Genomic DNA, 16,484 nt, shown 5'->3' with positions numbered 1-16,484 from the left:
GGGTGGCCGGCATGCATGACGCTGTCGTGCATGGCGTCAGACGGCCACTTCGAGAGCGGCCTGGCTGGCCTTGCGCGGATTGGTCAGGCCGCAGGCATCCTTGAGCGCGTTCGCGGCCACCGCCTCTTTGCGCAGGATCAGAAGAAGCCGAGCTTGCTTTCGCTGTAGCTGACCAGCAGGTTCTTGGTCTGCTGGTAGTGATCGAGCATGACCTTGTGGGTTTCGCGGCCGATGCCCGACTCTTTGTAGCCGCCGAACGAGGCATGCGCCGGGTAGGCGTGGTAGCAGTTGGTCCAGACGCGACCGGCCTTGATGGCGCGGCCCATGCGGTACGCCACGTTGCCGTCACGGCTCCAGACGCCGGCACCGAGCCCGTACAGCGTGTCATTGGCAATCGCCAGCGCGTCAGCTTCATCCTTGAAGGTGGTCACTGCCAGCACCGGGCCGAAGATTTCTTCCTGGAAGATGCGCATTTTGTTGTGGCCCTTGAACAGCGTGGGCTGCACGTAGTAGCCGCTTTCCAGATCGCCACCCAGGCGCGCCTGCTTGCCACCCATCAGCAACTGCGCGCCTTCCTGCTTGCCCACGTCCATATAGGACATGATCTTGCTCATCTGCTCTTTGGAAGCCTGCGCGCCCATCATGGTGTCGGTGTCCAGCGGATTGCCTTGTGTGATGGCCGCCACACGTTTGAGCACGCGCTCCATGAATCTGTCGTAGATGGATTCGTGAATCAGTGCGCGCGATGGGCAGGTGCAAACCTCGCCCTGGTTGAAGGCAAACAGCACCATGCCTTCGATGGCTTTGTCCAGGAAGCCGTCGTCTTTGTCCATCACATCGGCAAAGAAGATGTTGGGCGACTTGCCGCCCAGTTCCAGCGTGGCCGGAATCAGGTTGCTGGCGGCTGCCTGTGCAATCTGGCGGCCGGTGGCCGTGGAGCCGGTGAAAGCGATTTTGGCGATGCGCTTGCTGTTGGCGAGCGGCATGCCGGCTTCGCGACCGAAGCCGTTGACGATGTTGAGCACGCCGGGCGGCAGCAGGTCGGCGATCAGCTCGGCCATGATCAGGATACTGATGGGCGTTGACTCGGCGGGCTTGAGCACCACGCAATTGCCGGCACCAAGGGCAGGGGCCAGTTTCCAGGCGGCCATCAGGATAGGGAAGTTCCAGGGGATGATCTGGCCGACCACGCCCAGCGGCTCGTGGAAGTGGTAGGCAACGGTGTCTCCGTCGATATCGGAGAGGCCACCTTCCTGGGCGCGCACGCAGCCGGCAAAGTAGCGGAAGTGGTCGATGGTGAGCGGGATGTCGGCGTTCAATGTTTCGCGGATCGGCTTGCCGTTGTCCACGGTCTCGGCGTAGGCCAGGAGTTCCAGATTGGCTTCCAGGCGGTCGGCGATTTTGAGCAGTATGTTGGAGCGCTCGGTGGGCGACGTGCGGCCCCATTTGTCGGCGGCGGCGTGCGCCGCGTCCAGTGCCCGTTCGACGTCTTTGGCGCCAGAGCGCGCCGCTTTGGTGTAAGGCTTGCCAGTGATGGGGGTGATGACATCAAAGTATTCACCTTCGACCGGGGCGACGAATTCGCCGCCAATGAAGTTGTCGTAGCGGGCCTTGTAAGCGATGTTGGCGCCAGTGGTGCCGGGGGCTGAGTAAAGCATCTTGTCTCCTGATTATTTGCCGTTGATCAAAGTTGCCCTTGCGGGCCAAGCTTCCCTTCAAGTCCCGTGCCAGTACCTTGAGGCATGCCAGACCATTGATTCAAAACAGTTTTTGCCAAACCGGGCAAGGCGCATCGTGGGCCGTGCAACGTTCCATATCGCAACACCCGTACCAAAACGGTACAGTTGGGCCGCCCTGGTTCGTGCAGCCTTCACTGTCATTCACAGCCATTGCGTCGGCCTGCCATCTCGCTACACTTGGTCAGGAACGGACAACACTCGGCCAGGAGACAAAGTGCGAACAACATCAACCGCGTTGGCATTGCGTCAGGCGCGGCTGCATCTGCTGGAACACGGTGACTGCCCGTCAGCCGGCATCGACGACCGGCTTGCCCGTTCGTGGCGGCGTAGCCTGGCAGCCGGCCTGTCGCCCACCGACCGCCTGGCCGACACCGAACACGCCAGCGACGGCAATCTGCGCCGCGCACTGGCGTTCAACCACGATCTGCTCGCACATTCCCTGCCGGTGATGGAATACCTCTTCGAGCAGGTGCGGCACAGCCAGAGCATGGTCGTCCTGGCCGACCCGCGTGGCACGCTGATCAACACCTTGGGCGATGCCGATTTTCTCGACAAGGCCGAACGCGCGGCGCTGACCTCCGGCGCCTCGTGGCACGAGCAGCACCGCGGTACCAACGCCATTGGCACCGCGCTGGCCGAAGGCAGCGGCGTCGAAATTCACGGCAGCGAGCACTTTCTCGAGCGCAACGGATTTCTCACCTGCGCGGCCGCGCCCATCATGTCGGCCAGCGGCGAGCTGATGGGCATTCTCGACCTGTCCGGCGGCCAGCGCAGCCGGCATCCGTTTGCCCTGGGGCTGGTCAGCACGGCGGCGTGCATGATCGAAAACCGCCTGGTCATTTCCAGCTGCCGGCAATACATCCGCCTGCACCTGCACGCTCACTTCGAGGGCATAGGCAGCGTGGCCGAGGGCATCATCGCCCTCTCGGACGACGGCTGGATCGTTGGCGCCAACCGCAAGGGTCTGGCCCTGCTTCATCTGGCATGGTCTGATCTGGGCGCCACGCCGCTGGCCCGCGCGATCGATGTGCGCCTTGACGAATTGCTGTCCCGGCACAAGCGCCGTCCCGGCCAGCCGACGCAGGTGCAGCTGCACGACGGCACCACGCTCTTTGTGCAGGTGCATGCCGAGCCGTCAGGACTGGTCGCCGCCCCGGCGTCCGGCACTGGCAAGGTCGGCGCCACGCAGCCCGATGCGCTGGCCCGCCTCGACACCGGCGACCTGCGCTGGCTCAGCGCTGCCCAGAAAGCCCGGCGCGTGGCCGGTAAGCCCATCCCGCTGCTGATCCAGGGTGAATCGGGGGTGGGCAAGGAGCTTTTCGCCCGCGCCACGCACGACAGCGGACCCCGCCGTGACGGCCCCTTCGTGGCCATCAACTGCGCCGCCGTGCCGGAAAACCTGATCGAAGCAGAATTGTTTGGCTATGCACCAGGAGCGTTTACTGGCGCGCGGCGTGAAGGCAGCGCGGGCCGTCTGCGTGAAGCCCACGGCGGCACGCTTTTTCTCGATGAAGTCGGCGACATGCCGCTGAGCATGCAGACCCGCCTGTTGCGCGTGCTGCAGGAGCGGCAGGTCACCCCGCTCGGCGGCGGCCGGCCGGTTGATGTCGATTTCGCCCTGATCTGCGCCACCCACCGCAATCTGCGCGAAGCGGCCGACAAGGGCAGTTTCCGCAGCGATCTCTACTACCGCATCAACGGCCTGACTGTCCATCTCCCGCCCCTGCGCGAACGCAGCGATTTTGGGGTGCTGACCGAGCGCCTGCTGGCCAGCTTCAATCCCGAATGCGATATTCGCCTCGCACCTGATCTGTTGGCGCGATTGAGCCGGCATGCATGGCCTGGCAACCTGCGCCAGTACGCCAGTATGCTGCGCACCGCCAGCGCCATGCTGGACCCGCATGAGGAATGTATCGACTGGCAGCACTTGCCAGATGACATCAAGGAAGAACTCGCCGCCTTGACGCAACCGGTCACCTCCCCGAGCGCAGGGGGCCCATCACAAAACCTCGACGAACTGTCCCGCGCGGCCATCCGGCAGGCGCTGGAGAGCAGTTGCGGCAATATCTCGCAAGCCGCCAGGCGCCTCGGGATCAGCCGGCAAACGCTTTACCGCAAACTCAACGCCTGAACTCGCGCGAAGGCTCCGCTCGTGGCGTGAAATTCACGTCCGGCCCGGGTTGGCGGCGACACATCGATCGGGTCAAAGCAGGCGTTTCAAATAGCGGCCGGTGTGGCTCTCCGGGTTGGCCGCAATGGCTTCAGGCGTGCCCACGCCCACCACGGTGCCACCCCCGGCTCCTCCCTCAGGCCCCATGTCGATCAGCCAGTCGGCGGTCTTGATGACATCGAGGTTGTGCTCGATCACCACAATCGTGTTGCCCGCGTCGCGCAGCTGGTGCAGCACCTTGAGCAGCAAATCAATATCGGCAAAGTGCAGACCGGTGGTCGGCTCGTCCAGGATGTACAGCGTGCGGCCGGTGTCGCGTTTGCTCAGCTCCAGCGCGAGCTTGACGCGCTGTGCCTCGCCGCCCGACAGCGTCGTGGCGGCCTGGCCCAGCTTGATGTACGACAGGCCCACATCCAGCAGCGTGTGCAGCTTGCGCGCAATCGTCGGGACGGCTTTGAAAAATTCGGCGGCCACCTCGACCGTGAGGTCCAGGATCTGCGCGATGTTTTTCCCCTTGTATTGCACTTCCAGCGTTTCGCGGTTGTAGCGCATGCCCTTGCAGACGTCGCAGGGCACATAGACGTCGGGCAGGAAGTGCATCTCGACCTTCACCACGCCGTCGCCCTGGCAGGCTTCGCAGCGGCCGCCGGCAACGTTGAAGCTGAAGCGCCCGGCGCCGTAGCCGCGTTCGCGCGCCGTGTTCATTTCGGCCATCAGCTCGCGGATGGGCGTGAACAGGCCGGTGTAGGTGGCCGGGTTGCTGCGCGGCGTGCGGCCAATCGGTGACTGGTCGACGTTGATGACCTTGTCGAAGTGCTCTATGCCTTCAATGGCGTCGTGGGTTGCAGGCTCTTCGTGTGCCCGGTACAGCGTGCGCGCCACGGCGGCGTACAGCGTGTCGTTGACCAGCGTGGACTTGCCCGAGCCCGAGACGCCGGTGACGCAGGTGAGCAGGCCCACGGGGAATTCGACATTCACGCCCTTCAGGTTATGGCCCGTGGCATTGACGACGCGCAAGGCCTGCATGTCGCCCAGCGTGGCCTGATGCACGACTTCGCGCGCGGCGCGGCGCTCTGCGGCGGGGCTTTGCGGAAAGCGCGAGACCTTCTTTTTCTCGGCAGCCTCCACCGCCTTCACGGTGGGCAGCCAGGGGGTGCGGCGCGTGGGCACGGCAATCTTCAGGGTCTGCGCCAGGTATTGGCCGGTCAGCGAGTCCGGGTTGGCCTTGACTTCTTCAAACGTGCCCTGCGCCATCACGCGCCCGCCGTGAATGCCGGCGCCTGGCCCCATGTCGATCACATGGTCGGCCGCGCGGATCATGTCTTCGTCATGCTCGACCACCAGCACGCTGTTGCCGATGTCCCGCAGGTGCTTGAGCGTGCCGATCAGGCGGTCGTTGTCGCGCTGGTGCAGGCCGATGCTGGGCTCGTCGAGCACATACATCACGCCGGTCAGCCCCGAGCCGATCTGCGAGGCCAGCCGGATGCGCTGCGATTCGCCGCCCGAGAGGGTCTCGGCGCTGCGGTCCAGGCTCAGGTAATTGAGCCCCACGTCGTTGAGGAACTTCAGGCGCAGGCCGATCTCGCGCACCACCTTGGCGGCAATCTCGGCCTTGGCGCCCTGCATCTTCAGCTGGTTGAAGTAGTCAAAGCTTTCGCGCAGCGTGGTCCGGCTGATTTCGTAGATGGCCTTGCGCTGGCCGCGCGCAGAGGCAGAGGCCTCGGCGCCCTCGTCCGGTGCGCTGACCAGGTAGACGTGGCGGGCTTCGGTGCGCAGGCGCGTGCCCTCGCAGTCGGGGCAGGGCTGCACCCCGCGGTAGCGCGCCAGTTCTTCGCGCACGGCGGCAGAGTCGGTCTCGCGGTAGCGGCGTTCAAAGTTGGTGATCACGCCTTCGAACGCATGCTTCTTGCTGACTTTCTTGCCCGCGGAATTGCCCGAGTCCATCACGTAGCTGAATTTGATCTCTTCCTCACCGGAGCCATGCAGCACCACCTGCCGCACCTTGACCGGCAGGTCTTCAAAGGCCGTGTCAATGTCGAACTGGTAATGCCGGGCCAGGCTCTCCAGCATCGAGAAGTAATAGCCGTTGCGCCGGTCCCAGCCCTTGACGGCGCCGCTGGCCAGGCTCAGGGAGGGAAAGGCCACCACGCGGGCCGGGTCGAAAAACTCCCGGTGACCGAGGCCGTCGCAATTCGGGCAGGCGCCCACGGGCGAGTTGAACGAGAAAAGCCGCGGCTCCATCTCGCTGAGCGAGTAGCTGCAAACCGGGCAGGAGAATTTGGCGCTGAACAGGTGCTCCTTCTCCGTGTCCATTTCCAGCGCAATCGCCTTGCCGTCGGCCAGGCGCAGCGCCGCTTCAAAGCTTTCGGCCAGCCGCTGCTGCATGTCGCTGCGCACCTTGAGGCGGTCAATCACCACGTCGATGTTGTGCTTCTCGGCCTTCTTGAGTTTGGGCAGGTCGTCAAATTCATAAGCCGTGCCGTCGACGCGAAAGCGCACATAGCCCTGGGCCTGCATCTCGGCGAATACCTCGACAAACTCGCCCTTGCGTTCACGCGCCACGGGCGCCAGGATCATCAGCCGGGTGTCTTCGGGCAGGGCCAGCACGGCGTCCACCATCTCGCTGACGCTTTGCGCCTGCAGCGGCAGGTCGTGCTCGGGGCAATAGGGGGTGCCGGCGCGCGCAAACAGCAGGCGCAGGTAGTCGTGGATTTCCGTCACCGTGCCCACCGTGGAGCGCGGGTTGTGCGAGGTGGCTTTCTGCTCGATGGAAATCGCCGGCGACAGGCCCTCGATCATGTCCACATCGGGCTTGTCCATCAGCTGCAAAAACTGCCGCGCGTAGGTGGACAGGCTTTCCACATAGCGGCGCTGGCCCTCGGCATACAGGGTGTCAAAGGCCAGCGATGACTTGCCCGACCCGCTCAGCCCGGTGATCACCACCAGCTGGTTGCGCGGAATGTCGAGGTCGATGTTCTTGAGGTTGTGCGTGCGCGCCCCGCGGATGCTGATGCGCTGGGCGGCGAGCACGCTGGCAAGGTATTTGCTATCGTCAGGAGAGTTCACAGGGAAGGGGGCCGCAAAACTCTCCATCATAGACCGAAGAGCCGTTTGAAGCACAATAGACGGCTTCGCACCGACTCCGGCGCCCGTTTTTGGACTTTGGCCGGTTGATTCGCCCTTTTTTCTCCCTTTTCGTCCCTTTTTTAGCCGTTTTGCCGTGTCTTCTGCCTCTTTGTCATTCCCGATGACCGCAACCGAGCGACGTGCCAGCGCGTCGCTGGCCTCGATTTTCGCCCTGCGCATGCTGGGCCTCTTTCTGGTGCTGCCGGTGTTTGCGCTCGAAGCTGCCAAATACCCTGGCGGGGACGACCCCGCGCGCGTCGGGCTGGCCATGGGGATTTACGGGCTGACCCAAGGCGTGCTGCAGATTCCGTTTGGCATCGCCTCCGACTGGTGGGGCCGCAAGCGGGTGATCATCGCCGGGCTGCTGCTATTCGCGCTGGGCAGCTTTGTGGCCACCTGGGCGCCAGACCTGGACTGGCTGATCGCCGGCCGCTCGCTGCAGGGCGCAGGGGCGATTTCGGCCGCGGTCACGGCCTTGCTGGCAGATAGCACCCGTGACGAAGTGCGTACCAAGGCCATGGCGCTGGTCGGCGCCAGCATTGCCCTGATGTTTGCCCTGTCGCTGGTGATCGCGCCGCTGCTGGCGGGCTACATCGGGCTGCACGGCCTGTTCGCGCTGACGGGTGCGCTGGCGCTGGGCGGTATCGCCGTCGTGCTGTGGTGGGTGCCGCCTGAGCCTCTGGACCATGTCAACCGGCCGCGCGGCAGCGTGGCGGAGGTGTTGAAGAATACGGCGCTGCTGCGGCTGGACTTTGGCGTGTTCGTCCTGCATGCGGTGCAACTCGCCATGTGGGTGGCCATTCCCGCCCTGCTGGTAGCCGCCGGACTGGACAAAAGCCAGCACTGGCAGGTTTATTTGCCGGCGGTGCTGGCTTCGTTCGGCGTGATGGGTATGACGCTCTTCCCGCTGGAGAGGCGGGGCTACCTGCGTGCGGTGTTTCTGGGGGCCGTGGGACTTGTTTTTGTGGTGCAACTGGGGCTGCTCTGGGCTGCGTCCCACACCGCGCCGGAGGCGCACAGCCTCAGCTGGCTCGCCCTGCTGCTGTTCCTGTTTTTTTGCGGCTTCAACGTGCTCGAAGCCAGCCAGCCCAGCATGGCCTCGCGCATGGCGCCGGCGCATGCCCGGGGGGCGGCGCTGGGGGTGTACAACACGCTGCAGTCGCTGGGCTTTTTTGCCGGCGGCGCGGTGGGCGGCTGGGTGACCAAGACACACGGCGCCCAGGGGCTTTTCCTGCTGTGCGGCGGCCTGATGCTGCTGTGGCTGCTGGTCGCCTGGCCCATGAGGGCGCCGGGAAGGAAGGCCCCCACGCTTGTCGCTTCGCGTACTACGCTGCCCCCCGGGGGGGCTAATTTTCCTTGGGGCGGCCCTGCGGAAAATTCCCGCTCTGCCGACTAAGAGCCTATCCGTAAATTATGTTTACCTTGAGCGTCACTTTACGGAACGCGATGATGGCCGCGGCTATGTGGTTCAGCGCGACGAAGCTGCGTTCGAGCTTCTCGTATCGCACCAGCAGCTTGCGAAAGCGGTTGAACCAGCTGTGGCAGACCTCGACCACCCAGCGCCGAGCCTTCCTGGTCGGGTCGCGCCGCTTGGCATCGGCCTCCTTGGCGCGATCAACGACGTGAGGAATATAGCCATGCGATTCGATGATCTCCAACGCGCGCCGGCCTCGGTAACCGGCATCGGCGCACAGGTGCTTGCTGCGCCGCGTGCTGGGCGTCTTGCGCTTGACCATGATGGCCTGCAGCACAGCATCGAGTTGCGTCACGTCATGCTCATTGGCCCCGGTCACGACGAGCGACAACGGGACGCCACGGCCGTCCACCAGCAGGTGGCGCTTGCTCCCCTTTTTTCCCCCGATCGGTCGGGTTGCGTCCGACCGCCTCTTGCGCCAAGGGCGCCTTGAACATGGCCCCATCGATGCTCTGCCATCGCCAAGCGATGCCTTCCATCTGGTCGTACTCGGCAAGCCCGGCTTTCCAGATGGCCTCGAACACGCCCGCGGCCTCCCACTCCAGGAAGCGCTTGTGGACCGCGCTGGCACTGCCAAAGCGTTCCTTGGGCAGCGCCTTCCATTGGCAGCCCGTGCGCAAAACATATACGACTGCCTCGAACACCTGTCGTGCTGGCTTGGGTGGCCGCCCCGCTCCCGCCTTGCGCAGGTACGCCTTGTCCGCGCTGCGCTCGCGCACCGGAATCAACGGCTCAACACGCTGCCAGAATTCATCGGTCACCACCCACGATTCGACTCGCTTGCGTGTCGCCATACATTCGCCCCGACGCCGTGTGAAGTACGGCTCAGGACGAGAGTGTACTATTTACGGATAACTTCTAAGCGATTCGACTCGAGCCCTCGTGCTGGCCAGCCAGTTAAACTCTGACAGATAGATCAGGAGAACACGTCATGGCATCCGTCAACAAAGTCATCATCGTCGGCAATCTGGGGCGCGACCCCGAAATGCGCAGCTTTCCCAGCGGCGACCAGGTGGCCAACGTCACCATCGCCACCACCGACAAGTGGAAGGACAAGCAGTCCGGCGAAATGAAAGAGGCCACCGAATGGCACCGCGTGGTGTTCAACGGCCGCCTTGCCGAAATCGTCGGCCAGTACCTGCGCAAGGGCTCGCAGGTCTACGTCGAGGGTTCGCTGCGCACGCGCAAATGGACCGACAAGGACGGCCAGGAAAAGTACACCACCGAAATCCGTGCCGACCAGATGCAGATGCTGGGCAGCCGCCAGGGTATGGGCGGCCCCGGGGGCGACGATGGCGGCGGCTATGAGGCGCCGGCCCGTCCCGCTGCTCGGGCACCCGCTGCCGCGCCGCGGCAGGCTCCCGCGCCGACCAAGGCGGCCAGCGGCTTCGACGACATGGATGACGACATTCCGTTTTGAGGCATCGGCTACCGGCCTTGAGAATCCTCTAAAAGCCCGCTTTGGCGGGCTTTGTTGATGCTGGGGCGCTCTTGAATAAATAGCTGAATCTGGCTGTTTTGCGGGGCTGACAGGGTGGGACGGTCAGGGCCGGCCGCGCAGCGGGGCAATGCGGGATGCTGGCTTGGGCATGGATGGCGCGTTTCCTTACAAGCGCGGCGCGCTGCCAGGGCTGTTCGCCGATAGCATGTAGGCAATGAATTTCAAGGTCAGTCAGGGTCGGTCAAGGTCAGCTTGCTGCTTTGAAGCTTGGGCATCAAAAAATCTTCAAAAAACAAGATCAACGATGAAAAGCATCTTACTTTCGCGCAGTTTTTGGGGCACGGCTTTGGTGGCGGCTGGTTTGTTGGCCATGATGCCCGTCCGTGCGGCCCCTGACCTGGAGCCGCTGACGAATATCCTGTCGACCCCCGGCAGCGCCGGGCTCGGCCTGGTCACACGCGTCGAGCGCTCACCCTACCGGGACGGCGGCACCCGCTACGACTTGTTGCCGCTTTATCTGTACGAGGGCGAGCGGCTGTTTCTGCATGCCAACCGGGTCGGCGTGAAAATGCTCAACGGCAGTGAGCAGCGGCTGGACCTGTTTGTGGAGCAGCGCCTGGAGGGCTTCCCGGCTAATCGTCTGCCCGCCGGGCTGGCAGGCATGGCGAACCGCGACTCCGGCCTGGACGGCGGCCTGTCTTACCGCTACAGCCAACCCTGGGGCGCGCTGCAGGCCGAGCTGCTGCATGACATCGGCAACACCTCCAAGGGTAGCGAGTTTCGCCTGAGCTACACCTATGACTGGCGCTCCGGGCCCTGGATGCTGCGTCCCAGCGTGACCGTGGCGCTGCGTGATGCCAAGCTCAACAATTATTACTACGGCGTGCGGGCCAGTGAGGCCACGCCTGACCGCCCAGCCTATTCGCCGGGTGCCGGCATCAACACCTCGATGGGCCTGTATGGTTCCTACGATGTGTCGCAGCGCTGGCGCCTGCTGGCTGGTGTGTCCGCCACGGTGCTGAGCGGCAAGATCAAGGACAGCCCCATTGTGCAGAAAAGTGCGCTGCCCGCCGTCTATGTGGGCGCAGCCTATGACTTCGGCGGCCACAAGCGTGAGTGGGCCGAAGACGGCTCGCCCACGTATTTCAAGCTGCTCTATGGCAAATCAACGGAAGACGGCTGCCACCTGATCAAGATACTCACGGCACGCTGCCTGTCAACGGCCACCACCAACGCGACCACCATTACCGGCATTCAGGTCGGCAAGCCCTTCATCCGGAACGTCAATGGCTGGCCGCTTGATTTTGTCGGCTATGTGGGCCTGACGCAGCACAACGAGCGCGGACTGCAGGCCAACGGGGCACAACTGGACCTCTTCATGAAAGCCGTCTACTCCGGCTTTCCGTGGAGCCACCGGGTCAAGACGCGGCTGGGGCTGGGCGTGGGCCTGTCCGCGGCGCAACGGGCGCCTTATATCGAGGCGTCCAGCCAGGCCGCTGGCGGGAGAACGGCTTCGCGCCTGCTCAATTACCTGGACCCGACGATTGATGTGAGCCTGGGCGACCTGCTGGGCTCGCGCATGCTGAAAGATACCTATATCGGTTTCGGCGTGTCGCACCGCTCCGGCATTTTTGGCGCGTCACGCCTGCTGGGCAGCGTCAACGGCGGCTCCAACTACATCTACACCTATGTCGAGACGGCGCTTTGAGAGCGGCCTGGTATCTGAAGCAATAGTCAGTGGTCAGTAGTGAGGAGTGAGCAGCGGTTGGGGAACGTCATGGCTGGGGCGCAAGATGCCATCGAGTTGACGGCTTCCTGCGCGGCCCGCCCCATCACTCCGCCTTTTGCCCGATCTCGAAGTTGGCCAGCTTCTCCAGCGCGCGGACCATGGCCGAATGGTCCCAGGCTTTGCCGCCATGCGCCACGCAGGAGTTGAAGAGCTCCTGGGCTGTGGCGGTGTTGGGCAGCGAGACGCCGAGCGCGCGGGCACTGGACAGAGCCAGGTTCAAATCCTTCTGGTGCAGCTCAATGCGAAAGCCTGGGTCAAACGTGCGTTTGACCATGCGTTCGCCATGCACTTCCAGGATTTTTGACGAGGCGAAACCTCCCATCAACGCCTGGCGCACACGCGCCGGGTCGGCACCGGCACGGGCGGCAAACAGCAACGCTTCGGCCACGGCCTCGATGTTGAGCGCGACGATGATCTGGTTGGCGACTTTTGCGGTCTGGCCATCGCCGTTGCCGCCCACCAGCGTGATGTTCTTGCCCATGAGGTCAAACAGCGGCTTGATGCGCCCGAAGACCGCCTCGTCACCCCCCACCATGATGGAGAGCGTGGCATTTTTGGCGCCGACCTCCCCGCCCGAGACCGGCGCATCGAGGTAATCGCAGCCCAGCGCGTTGATCTTTTGCGCAAAGGTTTTGGTGGCGATCGGCGAGATGGAGCTCATGTCCACCACCGTCTTGCGGGGAGCGTCCGATGCGTGAGGCGGCATGGCGAGCCCGCTGGCCACGCCGGTCTCGCCGAACAGCACGGCTTCCACATCGGGTGTGTCGGGCACCATGACGATGATGACGTCGGCGCGTTCGGCCACACCGCGGGCGTTCAGGCACTGGGTGGCGTTGCTGTTGGCAATGCTGGCGGGCAGTTTGGCCTGCGAGAATACAAACAGCTGGTGGCCTGCGTTGATCAGGTGGCCCGCCATGGGCGCGCCCATGATGCCGAGGCCGATAAAACCGATTTTCAGGGGTTGGGAAGTCATCAGAAAGTCCTTGTCGAAAACTTGTCGAAAAAAATGAAGGTCAGGCTGCCAGGCGTTCGCGCCAGCCGAGGCCGGCTTCCGTGGTGCCCGCAGGCTTGTATTCGCAGCCAATCCAGCCGTCGTAGCCGATGCGGTCCAGGTGCGCGAACAGAAACGCGTAATTGATCTCGCCCGTGCCCGGCTCGTTGCGGCCCGGATTGTCGGCCAGCTGGATGTGGCCAATGCGCGGCAAATGCTTTTGCATGGTCGCCGCCAGCTCGCCCTCCATGCGCTGCGCGTGGTAGATGTCGTACTGCACGAAGGCGTTGTCGGCCCGCACTTCGTCCAGAATTTCGAGCGCCTGCGCCGTGCGGTTCAGGTAAAAGCCCGGGATGTCAAAGGTATTGATCGGTTCGATCAGCAGCTTGAGACCTGCCTTCTTCAACGCCGCCGCCGCATGGCGCAGGTTGTCCACAAAGGTCTGCCGCAGCAGCGCGTTGTCGACACCCGCGGGCGCCTTGCCCGCCAGGCAGTTGAGCTGGCGCACGCCCAGCGCCTGGGCATAGGTGATGGCCTGCGCCACACCGGCGCGAAACTCCTCGACGCGATCGGGGTGGCAGGCGATGCCGCGCTCGCCGGCCTCCCAGTTGCCGGCCGGCAGGTTGTGCAGCACCAGCTTCAGGCCGTGGCGGTCCAGCCTGGACTTGATGTCTTCGATGCTGAAGGCATAGGGGAAAAGAAACTCCACGGCCTTGAAGCCGGCTTTCGCGGCAGGCTCAAAGCGGTCGAGGAAAGCATGCTCGGTGAAGAGCATGCTGAGGTTGGCGGAAAATCTTGGCATGTCTTGTCTGTGGGTGGGTATAAGTGAGTAGGGGGGCGTTGATGACTGCGTTGCCGCGGCCTTACTCCAGCAGGCCGGCCAGTTCCAGGCCCTCGCGGCCCTTGGGATGGCGGCAGTCAATGTCTTCAAACTCATTGACCTTGTCGATTTCGGTGCCCATGGCAATGTTGGTGACTTTTTCCAGGATCACTTCCACCACCACCGGCACGCGGTATTTGCGCGCCATGGCCTGGGCCTCGACCATCGCCGATTCAATCTTCTCGGGATCGGTGACGCGCAGGGATTTGCAGCCCAGGCCCTGCACGACTGCCTGGTGATCGACGCCGTAGCTGCGCAGATCGCCTTCGCCTGCCGGCACGTTCTGGTTTTCAAATGCCAGCTGCACGCAGTAGTCCATGTCGAAGCCGCGCTGGCTCTGGCGAATCAGGCCCAGGTAGCTGTTGTTCACCAGCACCTGCACATAGGGCAGGTTGAACTGCGCGCCAACGGCCAGCTCTTCCATCAGGAACTGGAAGTCGTAGTCGCCCGACAGGCCCACCACCGTGCGCGTCGGGTCAGCCGCCACCACGCCCAGCGCGGCCGGAATCGTCCAGCCCAGCGGGCCGGCCTGGCCGCAGTTGATCCACTGGCGCGGCCCATAGACGTTGAGGAACTGCGCGCCGGCAATTTGCGACAGGCCGATGGTCGTCACATAAATCGTGTCGCGCGGAAACACCTTGTTCATCTCCTCGTACACCCGCATCGGCTTGATCGGTGTCTCGGTGAAGTGCGACTTGCGGTGCATCAGTTTCTTGCGCTCGGCGCAGCGTGCCGCCCATTCGCTGTAGTCCCGCAGCCGCTTGGCCGCCTTGCGCTCGCGGGCCACCTCGACCAGCAGCGTCAACGCGGCCTTGGCGTCGCTGACGATGCCGAAGTCGGGGCTGAACACGCGGCCGATTTGCGTCGGTTCGATGTCGACGTGGACAAAGGTGCGGCCCTTGCAGTAGACCTCGGTCGAGCCGGTGTGGCGGTTGGCCCAGCGGTTGCCGATGCCGAACACGAAGTCACTGGCCAGCATGGTGGCGTTGCCGTAGCGGTGGCTGGTCTGCAGGCCGCACATGCCCGCCATCAGCGGGTGGTCGTCGGGAATGCTGCCCCAGCCCATCAGCGTGGGAATCACCGGCACGCCGGTCAGCTCGGCGAACTCGACCAGCAGGTCGGTCGCATCGGCATTGATGATGCCGCCGCCGGCGACGATCAGCGGCTTGGAGGCGGCGGCCAGCATGTCGAGCGCCTTTTCGATCTGCTTGCGGCTGGCGGCCGGCTTGTAGACCGGCAGCGGTTCGTAGGTGTCGATGTCGAATTCGATTTCGGCCATCTGCACGTCGAACGGCAGGTCAATCAGCACCGGGCCGGGGCGGCCCGAACGCATCAGGTGAAAGGCCTGCTGGAAGGCGCGCGGCACCTGGGCCGGCTCGCGCACCGTCACGCTCCACTTGGTCACCGGCTTGGAAATCGATTCGATGTCCACCGCCTGGAAGTCTTCCTTGTAGAGCCGTGCGCGCGGCGCCTGGCCGGTGATGCACAAAATCGGAATGCTGTCGGCAATGGCCGAGTACAGCCCGGTGATCATGTCGGTGCCGGCCGGGCCGCTGGTGCCTATGCACACGCCAATGTTGCCGGCCTTGGCGCGGGTGTAGCCCTCGGCCATGTGGGAGGCGCCTTCCACGTGACGCGCCAGGATGTGGGTAATCGACTGGCGCTCGCGCAGCGCGGCGTACAGCGGGTTGATGGCTGCGCCCGGCACGCCAAAGGCCTGGGTCACGCCTTCTTTTTCCATCACGAGCACGGCGGCCATTGCAGCCTTCATTTTTGCCATTGAGAGTCTCCTTGGGGTGGCTTTGAACTGGCTTGATGGTCGCCCGCCTGCCGCTTGCGCGGAAGCCCCAAGGCATGCATTACGGTTATTCCAGAATGGAATAAAGTCTCCCGAGCAGGGCCTGGCCGTGGTCTACTTCAGGCCATGGACCGGATTCAAGCCATTCAACTTTTCATCCGCGTGGTGGACCTCGGCTCGTTCAGCAAGGCCGCGGCCGACGTGGGCATCGGGCAGCCGTCGGCCACCAAGCTCGTGGCCCAGCTGGAAAAACAGCTGGGGTCCCGCCTGCTGCACCGCTCGACGCACGGCGTGACGCCCACCGAAATTGGCGCGCTGTACTACGAAAAATGCAAGCTGATCGCGCACCACATCGAGGAGGCCGAGACGGTGGCCGCCCTGCTGCAGTCGCAGGTGCAGGGCGGCTTGCGCATCAGCACGTCGGTCGCCTTCGGCCGGCGCGTGCTGGTGCCGCTGGTGATGCGCTTCATGAAGCTGCATCCCCAGCTGCAGATCGAGCTGAATTTCGAGGACCGCTACGTCGACCTGGTCGAGCAGGGCATCGACGTCGCCATCCGCATGGGGCCGCTGGCCGATTCAACGCTGGGCGCCCGTTATCTGGGGGTCAATCCGTGGGTGCTGGTCGCGTCGCCCGAATACCTTGAAAGGCGTGGCGAGCCGTCGGTTCCGGCGGACCTGGCGGCCCACGAGGCCCTGATCTACAGCACCGTGCAGGGCGATGCCCGCTGGCACTTCACGGGGACCGACGGGCTGACGCTGCCGGTGCCGGTCAAGGGCCCGCTGCGCTCCAACAACCTGTCGGCGCTGCTGGCGGCGGCGCGCGGCGGCATGGGCGTGGCAGCCCTGCCCCGGTATGTGGCGCACAAATCCATCCGCAGCGGCGTACTGCGGCCGCTGCTGACGGATTGGACGCTGCCCCAGCAGGAGATCCATGCGGTCTATCCCTCGCCGCAACTGGTGCCCACCAAGGTCAGCGGCTTCGTAGCCTGGCTGCAGGGGCAGTTCGGGGAAGCCTGGTGGGCTGACGAGCAGTGAACAGCGACATGGCGGGGCGCTGACGTGGGGCGGCCGCTTTT

11 protein-coding genes are annotated in these 16,484 nt (G+C 64.2%); 5 read left to right on the top strand and 6 right to left on the bottom strand.

Annotation, left to right across the window (positions count from 1 at the left end; all coding sequences use genetic code 11):
* Nucleotides 1–137 precede the first annotated feature (137 nt).
* Nucleotides 138–1,658: an aldehyde dehydrogenase gene (adh, locus tag BPRO_RS22865; protein WP_011485441.1), complete on the bottom strand. Its 1,521-nt coding sequence runs from the start codon at nucleotides 1,656–1,658 to the stop codon at nucleotides 138–140.
* Nucleotides 1,659–1,953: 295 nt separating this feature from the next.
* On the opposite strand from adh, the gene BPRO_RS22860 reads away from it, so the two are divergent.
* Nucleotides 1,954–3,870 carry a sigma-54-dependent Fis family transcriptional regulator gene (locus BPRO_RS22860; RefSeq protein WP_011485440.1) on the top strand — a complete coding sequence of 639 codons (1,917 nt, stop codon included), beginning with the start codon at nucleotides 1,954–1,956 and terminating at the stop codon, nucleotides 3,868–3,870.
* A gap of 72 nt (nucleotides 3,871–3,942) precedes the next feature.
* Here BPRO_RS22860 and uvrA read toward each other — a convergent pair whose 3' ends face one another.
* On the bottom strand, nucleotides 3,943–7,002 hold the full coding sequence (uvrA, locus tag BPRO_RS22855) for an excinuclease ABC subunit UvrA (protein ID WP_011485439.1): 3,060 nt from the start codon (nucleotides 7,000–7,002) through the stop codon (nucleotides 3,943–3,945).
* A gap of 154 nt (nucleotides 7,003–7,156) precedes the next feature.
* On the opposite strand from uvrA, the gene BPRO_RS22850 reads away from it, so the two are divergent.
* Nucleotides 7,157–8,431, top strand: a complete 1,275-nt coding sequence (locus BPRO_RS22850; protein WP_011485438.1) for an MFS transporter — start codon at nucleotides 7,157–7,159, stop codon at nucleotides 8,429–8,431.
* Nucleotides 8,432–8,435: 4 nt separating this feature from the next.
* On the opposite strand, the gene BPRO_RS28775 is transcribed toward BPRO_RS22850, so the two are convergent.
* Nucleotides 8,436–9,303 (bottom strand): IS5 family transposase gene (locus BPRO_RS28775; RefSeq protein WP_086003100.1). Its coding sequence is split into 2 segments (ribosomal slippage): nucleotides 8,436–8,883 and nucleotides 8,882–9,303, totalling 870 coding nucleotides; the frame shifts between segments, so codons are not numbered across the junction.
* Nucleotides 9,304–9,440: 137 nt separating this feature from the next.
* Here BPRO_RS28775 and ssb point away from each other — a divergent pair.
* Both ssb and BPRO_RS22830 read left to right on the top strand, forming a co-directional pair.
* Complete coding sequence (gene ssb / locus BPRO_RS22835; protein WP_011485437.1) at nucleotides 9,441–9,929, top strand: single-stranded DNA-binding protein; 489 nt, start codon at nucleotides 9,441–9,443, stop codon at nucleotides 9,927–9,929.
* Between the two features lie 325 nt (nucleotides 9,930–10,254).
* Nucleotides 10,255–11,658 (top strand): MipA/OmpV family protein, encoded by a 1,404-nt coding sequence (locus BPRO_RS22830; RefSeq protein ID WP_041389030.1) that lies wholly within the window; start codon nucleotides 10,255–10,257, stop codon nucleotides 11,656–11,658.
* A gap of 124 nt (nucleotides 11,659–11,782) precedes the next feature.
* Here the strand turns inward: BPRO_RS22830 and glxR are convergent, their stop codons facing one another.
* The 3 genes from glxR to gcl all read right to left on the bottom strand — a co-directional run bounded on the left by glxR (nucleotide 11,783) and on the right by gcl (nucleotide 15,390).
* Nucleotides 11,783–12,712 (bottom strand): 2-hydroxy-3-oxopropionate reductase, encoded by a 930-nt coding sequence (gene glxR, locus BPRO_RS22825; protein WP_011485435.1) that lies wholly within the window; start codon nucleotides 12,710–12,712, stop codon nucleotides 11,783–11,785.
* A 40-nt stretch (nucleotides 12,713–12,752) separates the two neighbouring features.
* Nucleotides 12,753–13,532, bottom strand: coding sequence for a hydroxypyruvate isomerase (hyi, locus tag BPRO_RS22820; protein ID WP_011485434.1), 780 nt, complete (start codon nucleotides 13,530–13,532; stop codon nucleotides 12,753–12,755).
* A gap of 61 nt (nucleotides 13,533–13,593) precedes the next feature.
* On the bottom strand, nucleotides 13,594–15,390 hold the full coding sequence (gene gcl, locus BPRO_RS22815) for a glyoxylate carboligase (protein WP_011485433.1): 1,797 nt from the start codon (nucleotides 15,388–15,390) through the stop codon (nucleotides 13,594–13,596).
* A 144-nt stretch (nucleotides 15,391–15,534) separates the two neighbouring features.
* On the opposite strand from gcl, the gene BPRO_RS22810 reads away from it, so the two are divergent.
* A complete protein-coding gene (locus BPRO_RS22810; RefSeq protein WP_011485432.1) occupies nucleotides 15,535–16,443 on the top strand; it encodes a LysR family transcriptional regulator in 909 nt (302 codons plus the stop codon).
* Nucleotides 16,444–16,484 lie beyond the last annotated feature (41 nt).

It is taken from the genome of Polaromonas sp. JS666, from assembly GCF_000013865.1.
GTDB lineage: Bacteria > Pseudomonadota > Gammaproteobacteria > Burkholderiales > Burkholderiaceae_C > Polaromonas.
The sequence above is the reverse complement of the archived record's forward strand: the minus strand, read 5'-3'. Positions and strand labels throughout refer to the sequence as shown.